This is a genomic window from Nesterenkonia ebinurensis (assembly GCF_008711175.1).
In the GTDB taxonomy this organism is placed as follows: domain Bacteria; phylum Actinomycetota; class Actinomycetes; order Actinomycetales; family Micrococcaceae; genus Nesterenkonia; species Nesterenkonia ebinurensis.
Window position 1 is genome coordinate 1 of sequence record NZ_VWNF01000001.1, and the last position, 14,420, is coordinate 14,420.

The window sequence follows — 14,420 nt, forward strand, 5'->3', positions numbered from 1 at the left end:
TCGAGAGGCGACGCGCTGAAGGCCGCACCACCAAAGAGATTCGCCGATGCCTGAAACGCTACCTCGCGCGCCAGATCTACAAGATCCTCAACGCCACGACCATGACTGGACAAACATAGAAGGATCCCTATGCGACAACGCGGGGTTCTCAGTTCCATGTCATATTGAACGTTCGGCCGTCGCGGTGCGCGATGTGGTGTAAGGGTCTGCGGCCGGACTGCCTACGGCCGAGGGCGAGAAATACAGTAATCGCGTGGGCTGGTTCGATGTCGGCATGTTCTCGTGATCGACGCTGATGCCGTTGGAGAGTTTGAAGCGCCCGAGGTGCTGCCTGCGTCAGACAGGTCCACGATCACGGTGCCTCAGACTTCTGTTCCGCGCGTGCCTTGACATGCTCGAGACGCCGGTCCCAGCCGCGGGCGACGAGACCGAGCAGTTCAGATATCTCACTGATGCGGGATGGAGCCACTGAGTGCACCCGGCGATGCGATCGGCTGGCGGCCTCCACGATGCCGGCGTTCTCGAGAATCCTCATCTGCTTGGCCACCGCCTGGCGGCTTAGGTCGAGATCGCGCGCCACAGCTCCTGCAGAGTCCGGCGAGCGCGCCAGCCTCACCAGGATGCGGCGTCTGGTGCGGTCTGCCAGAGCCGTGAAGACACGGTCAGCCTCCTCGGAGAGCAGGCTGTCAGCATGATCCTGGCGGGAATCGTCTATCGATCGCATCACACGGTCTCGGCGAGCTTCCGGGCGATGTCGAGTTCCTCCGTCCAGCCCTGGGTGTTGTCCTCGAATCGCTGTCGTCGCTCGGCAGCGTCATCGCTGATTCCTGCGAAGCCTTTTTCGCGGACGGTAAGGAGCACCCCCTCGCCCTCTGGCTCGATGGTGAACTCGATGGTGTTGCTGGGAAAGTCATCGAGGGAGCCGGCGACCCCGCCGAGCCACCGGAACACGGCGCGGTAGGGAGGGTCGAGTTCCTCGGTGCCGATGGTGAACTCTCCGTGCGTAGGGTCGACCACGTGTGAGACTCCGTTTTCCGTGGTGATCTCGTGCTTGGTATAGGTGCCGTCGTTGATGAACCAGCCGGGTTCGCTGATGATGTCCCACACTGTGGGAGCGTCGGCCTCGATGTGAATGCTGCGGATGATTTCGTCGGGCACGTCGTCGGCGCTGATCGGGACGCCGGACTCCTCAGTCATGATGGTTCCTCTCTCCAATGTGATCGCGCTCTTGCCGTCGCTGATTGTCCAGTCTGGCACGCATTCCCTTTAGGTGCAACCATTCAGTTGCACCTAAAGGGCTGGCCCTGCGGCGTCGTATCGGAACGGCGCTGGTCGTCGTCGGCCATATGCTCCCGAAGGTGCGATCAGGGGCGGCGGCGCGATGGCGCTGCGCTACGGGCGCGACACAAGGTTCACCCAAGACCTCGACGCCGCACGAGTCCAGCCGCTTGCCAGGTTCCGAAGTGACTCCGAGGAGTCCCTGACCCTCGGATGAGCAGGCTTCTCCGGAACGCTGGTCGAGAAGGCGGCACCTCGTCCACCGGAGGTGCCCACGACGTATGTGATGCAGCCCTTCGAGGTGAAGCTCGATTATCGGGTCAGACCGTGGTGCACTGTGAAGACCGGGACTACTTTTGCTGCCTCACCGCGTTCTTCCCTCGGAGCAGTGTCGCCCTAGGCTTGTGGAGTCCGCGCTGTACCGAACGGCGTCGGGGCTGGCTGCGTATTCTTGAGGAGTGTCTTTCTTCGCCCCAGATATGAGCGCTGTGCCTGCTGGCTCGATCCTGTTGCGGGATGCGAGAACGAAAACTTCTCGTTTGGTGGAGCTGCGGAGTTTCCGCCTCGCTTCTTATCCGGTGACGTGGGAACTGTATTCGCGTGTGCTGGGTGTCAAGGTACCTGGCAATGAGGAGGCGGATGCGCCAGCACACTCGGTGTCATGGCTTCAAGCCGTGAACTGGTGCAATGCCCTGTCCGTCGAGGCGGGGCTCGCGCCGGCTTATGATGTCGGCCACGCCGGGGTGCTCTGGGATGTGAGCGCCGAGGGGTTCCGGCTACCGACGGAGGCGGAGTGGGAGTGGGCCTGCCGAGCGGAATCGACCGGCCCGCACTACAGTCCACTTCCGAACATTGCATGGACCGATGCTGACGCCGTGACTGGCGCGCAGCGGGTGGGGCGGAAACAGCCCAACGCCTTCGGGTTGTTCGACATGCTGGGCAACGTGTGGGAGTGGTGCTGGGACTACTCCGACCCAGCTCGGTACGCCGACTATCGCGTCCTGCGTGGCGGAGGATGGGCCGACAAGCATTGGAGCGTGCGCGCATCGGTGCGACGAGGCAGCATGCCGGGTGCACAACTGGACGACCTGGGTTTCCGGCTGGCCTTGGGTGCCGTAGGAGATGCCTCCGACCACGCCGCTCAGGGGTGGTCACAGCAGGCCGATCGGGAACGCGCGCAGATCAACGGTCCGATCCCCCCTGGCTGGACGCCGCTTCGGGGGATCTCCTACGGTTCGCCCGAACAAAGCTGAGACAGGGGCATGTGATGACTCCCGGGCAGATTGCGCTCATCGAACGCCTCCGCTCCCTGCTCGCTGACGAGCCGGTGGTGCGCGAAGTATCGATGTTCGGCGGCAGATCAGTGATGGTCAACGAAAAGATGATCGTCAGTGCCCTGAAAGATGGCGGCCTGCTGGTGCGGGTCGATGCCGAACAGCACGACGAACTCCTCGGCAGACCGGGAGCAGTGCAGGCCGAGATGGGGCCGGGGCGCGATATGGGTCCGGGCTGGATAGAGGTCGAGGCCAAGGCGATCAGTGACGATGAGCATCTGTCCTCCTGGGTCGGGATCGCGATGGAATACAACCGCTCGGTGACTGGCGGCCACCCATGAGCGCTCGGGACAGCTCTCCATCACGCACGGCTTGCCTCTCACATTGATGTCAGGTTTTAGCATAGGGGGCATGTCATAAGAACCCCGCAACTCAGCACCCCAGACCCGCGTCAAGCAGCTGCGCCTCGTCGTCCAGGTAGAGGACTTCGATACGGCGCTGGCATTCTACCGAGACGTTCTCGGTCTGCCTGAACGCGCTGCCTTCGAAGGTGAGGACGACGCGCGGGTCGCGATCCTCGATGCCGGCCAGGCAACCCTGGAACTTGCGAACCCCGCGCAGACGAAGATGATCGACGCTATTGAGGCCGACGGGCAGCCCAGCGCACGAATCCGGGTAGCATTCGAAGTTGACGATAGCTCCGAGACAACAGCCGCACTCGTTGAGAACGGAGCAGCCCTGGTCGCAGCCCCGACCGAGACGCCATGGCGATCCATCAACTCCAGGCTGCACGCTCCTGCCGACCTCGAAGTCACCCTGTTCCAAGAGCTTGAGCCGGCATCGACACGGCAGGCTCAATCAGGCTTCAAGCATCCCTGATCTACCCCGCGCGAATTCAACCAATGCGTCGACACCAGGTCGAGACTCTTCGAAGTCACTGCGCGAGCCAGACTGAGAACCGTATCATCACGCGGAAGTAGACGGAGCTATCTTTGCAATCGCATAGCGTTCCTTCCTCCGTGTAGTACCGCGCAAGTGGCGTCGAGAGCGACCGATCTCTGTTCGCGGCGGCAACCGAGGCACAGGGTCATCCTCATGTTCCGCTGCGGAGATTATCGAAAAGGGGTCTTGAACCTACTCACGGCCGCGACTCAAACACTGCCATGAAGCCGGTGGGTGGTCGCGATAACTGTTCATCAGTCGTTGGCGGGGCTTGATCGGAGCCCAAGGATTAGTCGTTGAGCGCTTTGGTGAGTGAGCCGATGGCCGCACGCTGGTCGGGGTCTAGGCGACTCGTGAAGTGCTCGCGGACCGCGCTCGCCAGGGGCTGATGGAGGCTCTCGAACGCTTCCCGGCCTGCTGGCAGGAGGGTCACCTCGACCCCGTTGCGCAGCTTCGTCCGAGACAGGTAGCCGCGATCCTCCATCCGCTTGAGCAGATGGGACAGTCGCGTGCGATCCCAGCCAGCGGCCGCGGCGAGGGCGTTCTGGCGGATCGTCCCCCGGGCGTCGTCGATATGTGCCAAGACCGTGAACTCTGGCTCGGTCAGTGACCCGTGCTGGAGCATGTCGGCGAGGATGCGTCCCTTGACCACCTCGTTGACCCGCTTCCACGCAAGCCACAGCTCGAGGTCACCCTCACCATCTGTTGACATATCTACACCTCCGGACATACTGTCGATGTGTCAACACTACTCGATAGAAGGACGACAATGAACGACTCTGCACCCATGACCACTCCACGCCCTGGTGGGATCTCCCCCTTCAACGGACGCACCGTGTCCCGTATCGGCTTCGGCGCTATGCAACTGCCCCGCCTCCATGAGGACCGCGAGAGTGCCGTTCGCCTGGTCCGCCGCGCCATCGAGCTCGGGGTGGACCATATCGACACCGCGCAGTTCTACGGTCACGGATTCTCCAACGAGGTCCTCTGCCAGGCCCTCGCCGAAGGAGACGACGTCATGGTCGTCTCGAAGGTTGGTTGGGACCCCGAGACCGAGGGCCCGCTGCCCATGCGCCTGGCCCAGCGGCCTGAGCAACTCCGAGCCAGCGTGAAAGAGAACCTCCGCACCCTGGGCCTCGAGCAGATCCCTGTGGTGAACCTGCGTCGCATCGACGTCGGCCCGCAGGTTCCCATCCCAGAGGGGCAAAGCGTGGATCTCGACGATCAGCTCGCCGAGATGGCGGCGATGCGTGACGAGGGCCTTATCGGCGGCATCGGGCTGAGCACCGTCACCGCCGACGTCGTGCGGCAGGCACTTCCTCTTGGCATCGCCTGCGTGCAAAATGCCTATAGCCTCGTCGACCGCTCCGACGAAGACCTCCTCAATCTCTGTGTGACCGAGGGCATCGCCTGGGTGCCGTATTTCCCCCTCGGCAGCGCCTTCCCCGGTTTCCCCAAGGTCGCTGAGGAGCCCGATGTGCAGTCCATCGCCGATCAGCTTGGCGCCAGCCCTGCTCAGGTCGGACTGGCATGGCTGCTTCACCACGCCGCCAACACCCTGCTCATCCCTGGCACCGCCTCGATCGACCACCTTGAAGCGAACATCGCCACCGGCGATGTCCACCTCGACGAAGAGATGACCGGCCGACTCGACCAGATCCCAGTCCGCACACCCGAACAGCACTGACCCCTAGCCAGAACCGACCTTGGCACTGGAGCGAACGTGGTGGTGCACCCGGTGGACCGTGACCTCGATGCACTCGGCCTCTTCAGTCATGATCGCCCCTCGCCCAGTCAGGCTGCACCCAGCGCGGGGAGAGCCAGGAGGCGGGAGCGACCCGCGGGGCCTGGACGAAGGCAGCAACAGCCGCATAAGGCCAGGTCAAGGCGACATTACAGCTCAGAAAATCTAGATGCATTGCAGCGAATACCGCATGTCCTCTTTCCAACCAGTAATGCATAGCCTTCGCTAGATCGAAAGCGGCGTTGCGCACTCTGGGTAGTGCTTTGTGAACAGGATTCTTGTTGCGGCGTGATTGACATGGAGGCGCTACAGCTGCTCGCCGGTCGGCCTGGTCCCCGCGGTCGTTTGTTTGCTCAACGGGGGATACTCCACCTGCGGTGTTCACCGACACGGCGATCGTCAAGCTGGCGGGACAGCATGCGGCGACACCGCGGATAGACCTGCGGTGGGATGAGCTGTCGGCAAGGGAGTCCGTGAGAGAGTCAGATGACATGCACCAGGGTGGACAACCCACAATCAACGGCTCAGGAGCCCGGCTGGATCCGATCAATACTATCGGCTAGATCCGAGAAACAGGCTCGGCTGATTCCGAGAAAAGCAGACGGCTAGTTCCGGATCTGCTGTAGGATCGAAGCATGAACGAGTTGTACTCGCGCCGCCTGAACCCAGCACTTCGGCAACGTCTCGACGAGACGCCAGTGCTGTTGCTCGAGGGACCGCGCAGCGTCGGCAAGTCCACACTCCTCGCCGAATTCGCCCCATCCGAGGAGCAGATAATCTTCGACCTCGACCAGGCGCAGTTCCGGCTGCTTGCACAGCAGAACGAAACCGCGCTCGTTGGCGGCGCAACACCGGTGCTCATCGACGAGTACCAGCGCGTCCCCGCACTCCTCGACGCGATCAAAGCACGCCTAAATCGCGATACCCGCCCGGGCATGTTCGTCCTCGCTGGCTCGGCGAGCTACGACTCCCTACCGAAAGGCACACAGGCGCTCACTGGCCGCATCCAGCGACTCCCGGTCATGCCGTTCACGCAGACCGAGATCGACGGCACCGACAACCACTTCATCGAGCGCGCATTCGAATCAGACATCCCCCACACGGCGACACCCGCGAGAACGACGCGAGCAGACTATGTCGACCGAGTGATGCGCGGGGGCATGCCGCTGGCGATCTCCGCAAGCTCCGCTGACACCCGCAACCGCTGGCTGCAAGGGCACATACGGCAGTCGTTGGAACGGGACGCCGGAGAGATCCGACGCATCCATCGCAAGGCCGACCTGCGGCACATCCTCACCCGGATCATCGGGCAGACAGCTGGGCTGCTCAACGTGAGCAAGATCGCTCAGGGACTAGAAGCCTCACGAGATACGGCGACCGCCTACATCGAGTTGCTGGAGTCTCTGTTCCTGATCAGCACTCTGCCCGCATGGGGCACCACTGTATCGTCGCGGAGCGTGTCTGCGCCGAAAGTGCACGTCCTCGACTCCGGCATCGGCGCGCATCTGCTGCGGCTGAGCAGCGCGAAGCTGCAGCGTCTCGACCCATCGTCGATGACGGAGTTCGGACACCTGCTGGAATCGTTCGTCGTGCAAGAGGCGATCCGGCAGACGACCTGGATGAGTTCGCTGGTCTCCGCCGGCCACTGGCGGACACGCGATAATGATGAGGTCGACCTCGTCCTGGAGCGCCACGACGGAACTGTCGTCGGCATCGAAGTCAAGGCCGGCGATCGAGTGGAGGGCAAGCAGCTCGCAGGGCTGAGAAAGCTACGGGATCGGCTCGGGACGGCATTCGTGGCAGGCATCGCCTTCCACCTCGGCCAAGTCGGCTACGAAACAGAAGACCGCATCCACTCACTGCCTATCGAGCGACTCTGGACCTGACTCACAGCCACCCCCGTGCTGGCCCAGCTGGCCTCTATATCCTCCGCAGTAAACTAAGAACCGCACAAAGAGCCAAAGTAGACGCACTTACTTTTGCGACTGCACGGGGTGCTTTCCTCTGCGTAGTAGCAAGCATGTTGGTTAATCGTTGCCTTGTGTCTGCCCGTCACCTGTGTTCGGGTGAACAGTGCGAGGAGGATCTTGGGTGGATGTATCAGGGGTTTTGGCAGTGCTCTGGCCTGCGGCATAGACGGAGCAGTTCTCACAGCGAGTGATGAGGTCGTGCTTGCAAGTCAGTACGTGAGTCAAGAAGGCTTCGGTGGCGTCGAGTTCCCGTCTACGGCTGCGTATCTGTTTCAGGTGCTGATCGATCACCTCGTCACGTCCTTTTTCATGACGATGCAGGATGAGACGGATCTCGGTCAGGCTCAGACCCACGCGCTGGCAGGCTTGAACGATGTGGAGCTTGCGGAGATGCTCTTCTGTGTAATCTCGATGCCCAGCACGGGTCCGGTCGGGCACGACGACCCTTTCATCCTCCCAGTGACGCAGCACATGGGTAGCAACCCCGAGTTCGGCGGCAACAACTCCAATTCTCATTGATCCATGATGCCACCTTGACTTCAGGTTGACCTGAAGTTCTAGCGTGGATCGCATGCCCAACAGGAACCACCTGCCTTCTCCTCACTACATCGACCTTGATGGAGAACGCATCGCCACCTATGTGCTCGAACCGCTGGACGAGGAGCCCATTGGAGAGGTGGTGCTCTGTCACGGCACACCCTGGTCCTCGGCCGTGTGGGCACCCGTGGCCCGGAAACTCTCATCCACCCGGCGAGTGTTCTTATGGGATATGCCAGGCTACGGTGCCTCCATCAGCGGCCGGCATCCAGATGTTGACCTGGTGACCCAGCGCCGTCGATTTGCAACATTGCTCGAACATTGGGAACTGGTTTGCCCGGACGTGCTAGCGCACGATATAGGCGGAGCTGTTGCCCTCGGGGCTCATCTTCTCGAAGCAGCATCGATATCCTCGCTCTATCTGCTCGACGTTGTCACTCTCGACCCTTGGGGATCGCCGTTCTTCCGACTCGTTGCCCAGCACCAAGAGGTGTTCGCCGCTCTGCCCCGGAATCTTCATGCCGCATTGGTGTGTGAATACATCGCAGGTGCCAGTAACGGACAGCTCGATGCACGCTGGATCGATGAACTCACGAGTCCATGGTGCACCCGGGACGGGCAACGTGATTTCTATAGGCAGATTGCGGAGTTGAGTCCAGCCCACACCAGACCGATCACTGAGAGACTCAGGGATGTGATTTGCCCCGTCCGTATCGGCTGGGGCAAATCTGACCCATGGATTCCAGTGTCGCAGGCTGCTGAGCTTGCCCAGTATCTACCCGGCAATGTTGGTATCTTCACGATCCCCGACGCCGGGCACCTCGTTCCGCTAGAAGCAAGTGAGCTGCTAACCGCCGACATCGCGAGCTGGCTCAACCACGTCAGAAGAGACAAACCCAAGACGATAAATGACAACGCCGCAGGGTGCCTTACGAGCTATAGCAGCCACCGAATTTAGGGCTGGTAGATACGCCATATGGTATTCGCCATAATCCCGCCTACATTTTCAGTCGGTTAAATCACACCTGACTTGCGATTACCCGTTGCTTCCATACGTTGAGCTAGATTGCTCAGCCCTGTACGGATCATGTTCCCGTAACCGTCGTTCCCGAGAACTGCAGCACACGCCTGACCTGCAGCAAGTTGTTCACGGGCAGCTTCGAGCTTGTCTAATCTGTGATACCCGTCAGCGAGGTTCAGACGGAGGGAGGGTTCAAAACCACGCGCAGAAGTAACACCGATAGAGGCCAGTGAATCCTCCTCCAGGTGCCTGTACTCCCCCAGAGCAGCTTCGTCCCAGGCCACTTCTTTCGCTAACTCTTCCTCAGTATCGGCAAGATAGTGGGCCAGCACGCATCGCTGAGCGTGATTCGATGAAGCAGTAGCGCGCCATGATTCCAGCAGAAGCTTATGGCCCTGGCCCTTCTCGCCACTGAGTGCGACACCAATAGCTTCGGTGATGACCGCCCAACCCTCCACGTCCTCCCCTTTCAATTTATCGCCCCTCGTAGAGACTCCACCACCGAGTATGACCGTTGAGTACGCTCACGGACCACCGAGCAGCCCAGGACGCGGCGGCTTTTTTTGATGGCTACGTCGCGCCCCCAACGCTGTTTGTTGGCTTGCAAGAAGGTTCTGGAGTTGTCATGCTTCAGGTCGGTGAAGAAGTCGAATAGGTCCGCTGGGAAGCCTTGGAAGGTGCTCATGGGCTGTCGCCTGTTACGGCTCGGTTGTGCCCCATCGCGATCCCGACCCAGGAAGAGAGCTGCTTATCGTCACTGATGGTGTCGGCCTCGATCCAACCAGGCCCCATGTCACGTCCTGTTCCCATCTCCGCCTGTACCGCTCCGGCTCGGTTCAGGAATTCATCGTTCCGGGTAGTATCGACCCGCACCAGCAGGCCACCGTCTTTCAGGGCACTGACGATCATTTTGTCGTTGACCATGAACGATCTGTCGCCGAACATCGATACTTCACGCATCACCGGCTCGTCAGCGAGGAGCATACGGAGACATTCGATGAGCGCAGTCTGCTCGAGAGTCATCACCTCCTCCCGCCTCAGTCCTGCTCGGGCGGGCCGTAAGAGAGCCGGTCAAAGATCAGCACGCTCTGTGCGATCGTCCCCTCTCTCACCGTAAAGAATTCGGCATCCGGAGTCGTTGAGGTCGCGGCAGTCTGCGGGTAGTAGAACAGCGCGACACGGTCCCCATCGACGAACTCAGCGATATCGCCGATGCCGGTGAGTGCAGGCACGAACCCGGCGATGAAGTCCTGGTAGGCGTCTTTGCCGTTCAGGCCGATACCCGGTGCCCGGCAGGTGATGTCGTCGGCGACGTAGCTCATCGCCTGCTCGACATCGCCGGTGGTCCAGGCCTGGTGGTACTTCTTCACGCTGTCATAGGCGGCGTCTGCGCCATGAGATTCTCCTAAGTCGTTCCACGAACGTGGCGGTTGGACTTGTTCAGTCTGGGAGCGGCTGCCAGTCATCGGGTCCGGGGTCGCCACCTGCCCCGACGACAGCCAGACGGGGCAGGAAGGTCACCCACCCATTGGCGTGACCACGCACTTCAGTCTCGAGCAGATCGGAATGGCAGAGATCAACACGCGTACCGCCTGTGATCGGAGTGAGTCGGAACTCGACCGTCGAGGCTCCCGCTGGCAGATCGTCACTCCCCGTGAACCCTCAGGAGATCACCATGCGATTCGGATGCTCGACGTGGAGATACTCGCCTCGCACGGAGTGACCTGCGATATTGACCGCGAACCTGCCGCAGGGTGTCGGGTCGAGGTCGGCGTATTGACCCATCCACGCCGTCATGCCGGAGTTTGTGGTGAGGTACTCGAATACCGTCTCAGGGGATGCCGCGATGTCGATGGAGTCTCGGAACTCATCCATGATCCTGAGCCCTCTGGTCCGAGGCTTCCCGCGACTCGATAGCGGTCTTGAGGTCAGCCAACTTTCCCGGCCAGAAATCATCCAAGTACGAGCGCTACAACCGGGAACTGATACACGGGATGGTGGAAGCGTCGGCTGTCATCCTAGTGATCATCGAAATAACCACAGCAACCCTGTCTTAGATCACCTTGCCACTTGCGAATCACCAGTTATAGTAAATAAATGGTGACGTTGACTCGTGAACACGACTGGGACCCTTCGACTCCTGCACCGGCCGGTTTGGAACCGGTTCGCCGGCTAGTGAATACACTGGACCTCTACCGCAAACGAGATCACCTCGAAACGGAGGCAGCAGCCCGCTCAATCCTTGCCGTTGACTGGCCCGCTTCCGAGGACGGCCCGCAGATCTCAGAACCAGATCTGTTGCCCCTCCGAGGTGCTCGCACCGCCATCCGCGATCTTCTCGGCGGACGAAGGGGCGGTCTGGAGCAATTCCGCATCCATTTGTCGATCACTGGGGCGGAGATCCGGGTACCACCGGATCTGGATCCGGTTGACGGCTACATCTCGCAGCTCATCCTCGAACTCTACGTCGCAGAACACACTGGGAAGCTGAGACGACTCAAACTCTGCGCCAATGAGCAGTGTCGATGGGGTTTCTGGGATGCTTCACGTCCGGGAACCGGTAAGTGGTGTTCTATGCAGGTATGCGGAGGCCAGCACAAAGCCCGCCAGTACCGCAAACGCAAGCGCGCCCAATCATGACCTCATCTGGGCGCAGTCTCCTCGGCGGCGGACTCGTACTCGCCTCCTGCATCGCCATTCAAGGATCGGCTGCAATCAGCAGCAGCCTGTTCGATGATCTTGGCGCCGCTGCTGTAGCGGGATGGCGACAGCTGATTGGTGCAGCCGTCTTGATCCTGCTGGTGAGACCCCGCCTCCAGGGTCGAGACCGAAACCAATGGACTTGGATACTCCTTCTCGGTCTCGCCATGGCAACAATGAACGTCGCATTCTATTCGGCAGTGGCGTTCTTACCGCTCGGGGTCGCTGCCACGTTGCTCTATCTGGGACCATTCGCCATCGCCGCCTTCGGCTTCAGACGTGGACTACACCTAGCACTGCCTGCCTGCGCCCTGATAGGTGTATTGATGATCAGCAGACCCGGTTCAATCGACAGCCTTACTGGATTGATCGTCGGGCTCATCTCAGGTGCGGCACTGGCGACCTACACCATTGCCGGACACAGACTCGGCCACAAAGGCGGTACTGACACTCTGGCTCTGGCCGTCGCCTCGTCAGCGGTAATCCTGTCCCCCGTGTCGCTGCTCACAACTCCGCACCTTCGATCAGAACACGCAGCAGTACTTCTAACCGCCGGGGTCATCGGCGTAGCTTGCGCTTTCTGGTTCGACTTCACCGCGCTGCAGCTGATCGGAAGCCGTGCCGTCAGTGTTCTCTTCGCCCTCGATCCGGTCGTCGGAGCGATCACCGGTGCGCTGATGCTCGGTCAGCATCTCGACCTCGTCACCACCCTGGGCATCATCGCGATCGTGATATCCGGCGCAATAGCCGCAGGAACTCAGAACGACTCTAGAAAGCCACAGAACTAACGGCAGATGACGTATATAGCGTGTGCTTCGCGCCCACCGGGCTGGGATGTCCGAGATCCACCACTGCTACCGGGCAAAGCGATACCTAAATCTGGGTGGGGTCGCCCCTCCACAGGGTCCGCCATAGTGGTGGCAAATTCGACATGTGGAGATTCGCATGTCTGAGCCACTTACACCTACCATTCCCCGGTGTTGTAGCGAGCGAGGTAAGCGGTGTCTGCTCTCTGGCTATTGCCCATACTCTGGACCAGCATGCCCACGTGCTGGGGCAGGCGCGCGGAATCCACGTGCGGAAACGATGGCGTTACACACCACGATGAGGCCGATACCGATCCACTCGTTCACCGCAAGTGTCTGGTGGAGCACCACCCAACCGGCGAGTGCGGCCCAGACAGGGTTGATGCTGGTGAAGGTGCCGAACATTGACGCCGGAATACGGCGCAGTGCAACCAAGTCTGCGACGTAGGGAACGATCGAAGAAAGAAGACCACACGCCGCAGCGAGCAGCAGCGCCATCAGTGTCGGCGGGTGCGCCAGGAACCAGAGCACAGCGACTGGCAGCCACAGGACCGCGGTGACTGCACTGGCTAGGGCGGTGCCCTGCAGACCGGGAAGGCGTTGCCCCACACTGCGGTTCAGCAGAATGTAGGCACCCCACGCCGTGGCTGCGATCAGTGCGAGCCCGATGCCAAGCACATCCGTAGTAGGGCCGGGGTTGGTGAGTACGACCACGCCGGCCCCAGCTAGGACCGCGCACCCAATGTCGAGGCCTCGGCGCGAGCTAGCGATAGCCACGGCGAGCGGCCCAAGGAATTCCAAGGTGACCGCGAGACCAAGCCCGATCCGTTCGATGGCCGCGTAGAGGGTGAGGTTCATGGCGCTGAACACCACGGCGAGGCCAAGGATCGGCCACCACTGACTCCGGCGCAGCCCGCGAAACCTTGGCCGCACCATCGGCAGCAGAACGAGTGCGGTGATGAGCTGGCGCACCGCAACGACGCCGACCGGGCCGATGGTCGGGAATGCCAACGCCCCCAGAGCTGCACCGGTCTGGTTCGACGCCGAACTGGTAAGCATCATGGTAATGCCCGCTGCCCGTTGCCGCGGCCCCGCGGTCGTGGCAGAGAGTCCTGGGGTCTGCTCGGATGCGGTGACTGGCGTCTGGCTCATGCGATCTACGTTAGGCACTGATAGAAGATTCGCCTAGTGCATATATCGTTCCTGCCATACGATTCAGTTATGGATTGGACGTTGCGAGAGCTGCAAGTGTTCGTCACCGTCGCCGAGGTGGGATCGTTCACCGACGCGGCCGGTGAACTGTATATCTCCCAGGCCGCGGTCTCCCGCACCGTGGCCTCCTTAGAACGCAGTATCGGAGATCGGCTGCTACGGCGGGTGCCACGCGGGTGCGAGCTGACCAGTGCAGGACGTGGAGTTCTGCCACATGCCAGGCGGTTGCTCGCGGAGGCTGGGCGGTTCGAGCAGTTCCTGCAGACCCGGCATGGGCAGCTCCGGCTCGGCTACGCCTGGGCCGCGCTCGGACGCCACACGGCATCTTTACAACGCCAATGGGTGAAGGAGCATGAAGCCACCGAGCTGGAACTGGTGCGCCACAACTCCCCCACCGCGGGGCTGGCCGAAGGACTATGCGATGTGGCGATCGTACGCCGCCCTGTCGATGAACGCCGCTTCGATTCGGTCGTGGTCGGCTTAGAACGCCGGCTCGTCGCGTTCCCGGCCGACGACCCCCAGTGGTCTAGACGACGCCAGCTCAGTATGGCCGAGATCGCCGGGCGGACTGTCATCATAGACCGTCGCGTGGGTGCGACGACCGAAGACCTCTGGCACCACGCCGAGAACACCCCACGGTTCATCGAGTCAACCGACGTTGATACCTGGCTGGACACCATTGCGGCCGGCCGCGGCGTCGGGACCACTGCTGCAGCCACCGCCGACCACCACCCGCGGCCCGGCATCGTCTACCGGCCGGTCAAGGACGGCCCCCGCATCCCAGTTCGGCTGGCCTGGTGGCGCGATTCACGGCCCTCCGCTCTCAGCAAGCTCATCGACTCCGTCACCCGCCTCTACGCCAATGCATCAGACCACTCGTGAAACTGTGTAAGTTACTCACCGACCAGACGGCGTGTTTCCTCGGTGTTGTCAAGG

At 61.4% G+C, this 14,420-nt stretch carries 19 protein-coding genes and 1 pseudogene; 10 read left to right on the forward strand and 10 right to left on the reverse strand.

The window, feature by feature from the left end; all coding sequences use genetic code 11:
• A pseudogene (locus F0311_RS00005) lies at positions 1 to 119 on the forward strand (IS110 family transposase); the annotation flags it as partial.
• A gap of 233 nt (positions 120 to 352) precedes the next feature.
• On the opposite strand, the gene F0311_RS00010 reads toward F0311_RS00005, so the two are convergent.
• Positions 353 to 724, reverse strand: coding sequence for an ArsR/SmtB family transcription factor (locus tag F0311_RS00010; RefSeq protein WP_150460043.1), 372 nt, complete (start codon positions 722 to 724; stop codon positions 353 to 355).
• Entirely contained in the window at positions 724 to 1,197 is a 474-nt protein-coding gene (locus F0311_RS00015; RefSeq protein WP_150459927.1) for an SRPBCC domain-containing protein, read from the reverse strand. Before F0311_RS00015 ends, F0311_RS00010 begins: the two co-directional genes overlap by 1 nt.
• Positions 1,198 to 1,757: 560 nt before the next feature.
• Here F0311_RS00015 and F0311_RS00020 point away from each other — a divergent pair.
• From F0311_RS00020 to F0311_RS00030, 3 genes are all read left to right on the forward strand, one after another.
• Positions 1,758 to 2,531, forward strand: coding sequence for a formylglycine-generating enzyme family protein (locus F0311_RS00020; protein WP_150460044.1), 774 nt, complete (start codon positions 1,758 to 1,760; stop codon positions 2,529 to 2,531).
• Between the two features lie 14 nt (positions 2,532 to 2,545).
• Complete coding sequence (locus F0311_RS00025; protein WP_150459928.1) at positions 2,546 to 2,893, forward strand: TfoX/Sxy family protein; 348 nt, start codon at positions 2,546 to 2,548, stop codon at positions 2,891 to 2,893.
• 157 nt (positions 2,894 to 3,050) lie between these two features.
• On the forward strand, positions 3,051 to 3,431 hold the full coding sequence (locus F0311_RS00030; RefSeq protein WP_396897404.1) for a VOC family protein: 381 nt from the start codon (positions 3,051 to 3,053) through the stop codon (positions 3,429 to 3,431).
• Between the two features lie 352 nt (positions 3,432 to 3,783).
• Here F0311_RS00030 and F0311_RS00035 read toward each other — a convergent pair whose 3' ends face one another.
• Complete coding sequence (locus F0311_RS00035; RefSeq protein ID WP_191089657.1) at positions 3,784 to 4,206, reverse strand: MarR family winged helix-turn-helix transcriptional regulator; 423 nt, start codon at positions 4,204 to 4,206, stop codon at positions 3,784 to 3,786.
• Between the two features lie 75 nt (positions 4,207 to 4,281).
• On the opposite strand from F0311_RS00035, the gene F0311_RS00040 reads away from it, so the two are divergent.
• Both F0311_RS00040 and F0311_RS00045 read left to right on the forward strand, forming a co-directional pair.
• Positions 4,282 to 5,181 (forward strand): aldo/keto reductase, encoded by a 900-nt coding sequence (locus F0311_RS00040; RefSeq protein WP_150459930.1) that lies wholly within the window; start codon positions 4,282 to 4,284, stop codon positions 5,179 to 5,181.
• Positions 5,182 to 5,873: 692 nt separating this feature from the next.
• Positions 5,874 to 7,124 (forward strand): ATP-binding protein, encoded by a 1,251-nt coding sequence (locus F0311_RS00045; protein ID WP_150459931.1) that lies wholly within the window; start codon positions 5,874 to 5,876, stop codon positions 7,122 to 7,124.
• Positions 7,125 to 7,265: 141 nt separating this feature from the next.
• Here F0311_RS00045 and F0311_RS18860 read toward each other — a convergent pair whose 3' ends face one another.
• On the reverse strand, positions 7,266 to 7,781 hold the full coding sequence (locus tag F0311_RS18860; RefSeq protein WP_396897405.1) for a MerR family transcriptional regulator: 516 nt from the start codon (positions 7,779 to 7,781) through the stop codon (positions 7,266 to 7,268).
• Between F0311_RS18860 and F0311_RS00055 the strand changes: the two genes are divergently transcribed.
• Positions 7,780 to 8,703, forward strand: coding sequence for an alpha/beta fold hydrolase (locus tag F0311_RS00055; RefSeq protein WP_150459933.1), 924 nt, complete (start codon positions 7,780 to 7,782; stop codon positions 8,701 to 8,703). The two genes, F0311_RS18860 and F0311_RS00055, sit on opposite strands and share 2 nt — an antisense overlap.
• Positions 8,704 to 8,759: 56 nt before the next feature.
• Here the strand turns inward: F0311_RS00055 and F0311_RS00060 are convergent, their stop codons facing one another.
• From F0311_RS00060 to F0311_RS18245, 5 genes are all read right to left on the reverse strand, one after another.
• Entirely contained in the window at positions 8,760 to 9,239 is a 480-nt protein-coding gene (locus tag F0311_RS00060; protein WP_223881025.1) for a hypothetical protein, read from the reverse strand.
• Positions 9,236 to 9,451 carry a DUF2461 domain-containing protein gene (locus F0311_RS00065; protein WP_150459934.1) on the reverse strand — a complete coding sequence of 72 codons (216 nt, stop codon included), beginning with the start codon at positions 9,449 to 9,451 and terminating at the stop codon, positions 9,236 to 9,238. The genes F0311_RS00060 and F0311_RS00065 overlap by 4 nt, the downstream gene beginning before the upstream one ends.
• Complete coding sequence (locus tag F0311_RS00070) at positions 9,448 to 9,789, reverse strand: TfoX/Sxy family protein (protein WP_150459935.1); 342 nt, start codon at positions 9,787 to 9,789, stop codon at positions 9,448 to 9,450. The genes F0311_RS00065 and F0311_RS00070 overlap by 4 nt, the downstream gene beginning before the upstream one ends.
• A gap of 14 nt (positions 9,790 to 9,803) precedes the next feature.
• Complete coding sequence (locus tag F0311_RS00075; RefSeq protein WP_150459936.1) at positions 9,804 to 10,232, reverse strand: nuclear transport factor 2 family protein; 429 nt, start codon at positions 10,230 to 10,232, stop codon at positions 9,804 to 9,806.
• Positions 10,233 to 10,428: 196 nt separating this feature from the next.
• Positions 10,429 to 10,641, reverse strand: a complete 213-nt coding sequence (locus tag F0311_RS18245) for an SRPBCC family protein (protein ID WP_223881026.1) — start codon at positions 10,639 to 10,641, stop codon at positions 10,429 to 10,431.
• 222 nt (positions 10,642 to 10,863) lie between these two features.
• Between F0311_RS18245 and F0311_RS00090 the strand changes: the two genes are divergently transcribed.
• Together F0311_RS00090 and F0311_RS00095 are read left to right on the forward strand one after the other, a co-directional pair.
• Entirely contained in the window at positions 10,864 to 11,406 is a 543-nt protein-coding gene (locus tag F0311_RS00090) for a CGNR zinc finger domain-containing protein (protein ID WP_150459937.1), read from the forward strand.
• A 236-nt stretch (positions 11,407 to 11,642) separates the two neighbouring features.
• Positions 11,643 to 12,254, forward strand: a complete 612-nt coding sequence (locus F0311_RS00095) for an EamA family transporter (RefSeq protein ID WP_191089658.1) — start codon at positions 11,643 to 11,645, stop codon at positions 12,252 to 12,254.
• A gap of 228 nt (positions 12,255 to 12,482) precedes the next feature.
• Here F0311_RS00095 and F0311_RS00100 read toward each other — a convergent pair whose 3' ends face one another.
• On the reverse strand, positions 12,483 to 13,424 hold the full coding sequence (locus F0311_RS00100) for an EamA family transporter (RefSeq protein WP_223881027.1): 942 nt from the start codon (positions 13,422 to 13,424) through the stop codon (positions 12,483 to 12,485).
• 69 nt (positions 13,425 to 13,493) lie between these two features.
• On the opposite strand from F0311_RS00100, the gene F0311_RS00105 reads away from it, so the two are divergent.
• On the forward strand, positions 13,494 to 14,366 hold the full coding sequence (locus tag F0311_RS00105; RefSeq protein WP_150459939.1) for a LysR family transcriptional regulator: 873 nt from the start codon (positions 13,494 to 13,496) through the stop codon (positions 14,364 to 14,366).
• The last annotated feature ends 54 nt before the right edge of the window (positions 14,367 to 14,420 follow it).

Bases quoted from the DNA above. Each gene is read 5' to 3' on its own strand.
- F0311_RS00010 (WP_150460043.1), bottom strand. From the start codon at position 724: ATGCGATCGATAGACGATTCCCGCCAGGATCATGCTGACAGCCTGCTC.
- F0311_RS00015 (WP_150459927.1), bottom strand. From the start codon at position 1,197: ATGACTGAGGAGTCCGGCGTCCCGATCAGCGCCGACGACGTGCCCGAC.
- F0311_RS00020 (WP_150460044.1), top strand. From the start codon at position 1,758: ATGAGCGCTGTGCCTGCTGGCTCGATCCTGTTGCGGGATGCGAGAACG.
- F0311_RS00025 (WP_150459928.1), top strand. From the start codon at position 2,546: ATGACTCCCGGGCAGATTGCGCTCATCGAACGCCTCCGCTCCCTGCTC.
- F0311_RS00035 (WP_191089657.1), bottom strand. From the start codon at position 4,206: ATGTCAACAGATGGTGAGGGTGACCTCGAGCTGTGGCTTGCGTGGAAG.
- F0311_RS00040 (WP_150459930.1), top strand. From the start codon at position 4,282: ATGACCACTCCACGCCCTGGTGGGATCTCCCCCTTCAACGGACGCACC.
- F0311_RS00045 (WP_150459931.1), top strand. From the start codon at position 5,874: ATGAACGAGTTGTACTCGCGCCGCCTGAACCCAGCACTTCGGCAACGT.
- F0311_RS00055 (WP_150459933.1), top strand. From the start codon at position 7,780: ATGCCCAACAGGAACCACCTGCCTTCTCCTCACTACATCGACCTTGAT.
- F0311_RS18860 (WP_396897405.1), bottom strand. From the start codon at position 7,781: ATGCGATCCACGCTAGAACTTCAGGTCAACCTGAAGTCAAGGTGGCAT.
- F0311_RS00065 (WP_150459934.1), bottom strand. From the start codon at position 9,451: ATGAGCACCTTCCAAGGCTTCCCAGCGGACCTATTCGACTTCTTCACC.
- F0311_RS00070 (WP_150459935.1), bottom strand. From the start codon at position 9,789: ATGACTCTCGAGCAGACTGCGCTCATCGAATGTCTCCGTATGCTCCTC.
- F0311_RS00075 (WP_150459936.1), bottom strand. From the start codon at position 10,232: ATGACTGGCAGCCGCTCCCAGACTGAACAAGTCCAACCGCCACGTTCG.
- F0311_RS18245 (WP_223881026.1), bottom strand. From the start codon at position 10,641: ATGGATGAGTTCCGAGACTCCATCGACATCGCGGCATCCCCTGAGACG.
- F0311_RS00090 (WP_150459937.1), top strand. From the start codon at position 10,864: ATGGTGACGTTGACTCGTGAACACGACTGGGACCCTTCGACTCCTGCA.
- F0311_RS00095 (WP_191089658.1), top strand. From the start codon at position 11,643: ATGAACGTCGCATTCTATTCGGCAGTGGCGTTCTTACCGCTCGGGGTC.
- F0311_RS00100 (WP_223881027.1), bottom strand. From the start codon at position 13,424: ATGAGCCAGACGCCAGTCACCGCATCCGAGCAGACCCCAGGACTCTCT.
- F0311_RS00105 (WP_150459939.1), top strand. From the start codon at position 13,494: ATGGATTGGACGTTGCGAGAGCTGCAAGTGTTCGTCACCGTCGCCGAG.